Genomic DNA, 659 nt, shown 5'->3' with positions numbered 1-659 from the left:
CAATTGACCGAGGCCGGGAATCGCGAAGACCGTCTCCGTGACGACGACGCCCCCGATAAGCAGCGCGACACCGATGCCAATCACCGTGACGATCGGCACTGCGGCGTTGAGAAGCGCGTGCCGCACCAGCACGTGGCGCTCCGAGATTCCCTTGGAACGAGCGGTGCGGATGTAGTCCTCGGTCATTGCCTCTGCGACCGCCGCGCGCGTCACGCGCGCGATCAGCGCGACGTAGATGATCGACAACGTCACGGCCGGCAGGATCAAATGGCGCAGCCACGGCCACAGGCCACCATCGATCCGCGCATAGCCCTGCACCGGCAGCAGTCCGCCCTTCAGCGCGACCGCCCAGATCAGCACATAGCCGATCACGAAGGTCGGGATGGAAAAGCCGAGCACCGAAAAGCTCATCAACGCGCGGCGCCACAGCGGGAGTCGCCTGCGCTCGCGGGGCGGCGCGAGGTCGCCATCGGCGTCACCGAAAGTACCGTCCACTACGATCGGCGGCGTGACGAGCGATTTCTGGTTCATGGGCTGTCGCGTTCAGTAGCGGATGCGCGGATCGAGCAGCAGGTAGCTCAGGTCGACCAGCAGGTTGATCAGCACGTAGATGAGGGAGAAGAAGAGCGTGATGCCCTGGATCAGCGGGAAGTCGCGCG

General features: G+C 64.9%; 2 protein-coding genes. Both read right to left on the bottom strand.

The window, feature by feature from the left end:
* The coding region (locus tag AC1DTN_RS38050) for an ABC transporter permease (RefSeq protein ID WP_477925327.1) at positions 1-531 on the bottom strand (531 nt) is incomplete at its 3' end.
* Positions 532-543: 12 nt separating this feature from the next.
* Positions 544-659: ABC transporter permease subunit (locus AC1DTN_RS38045; RefSeq protein WP_477925328.1), on the bottom strand; the 116-nt coding region annotated here is incomplete at its 5' end.

Source organism: Rhizobium sp. 01T444, assembly GCF_056398305.1.
Note: the sequence above shows the minus strand (reverse complement) of the source record. Positions and strands in the feature narration are given on the sequence as shown.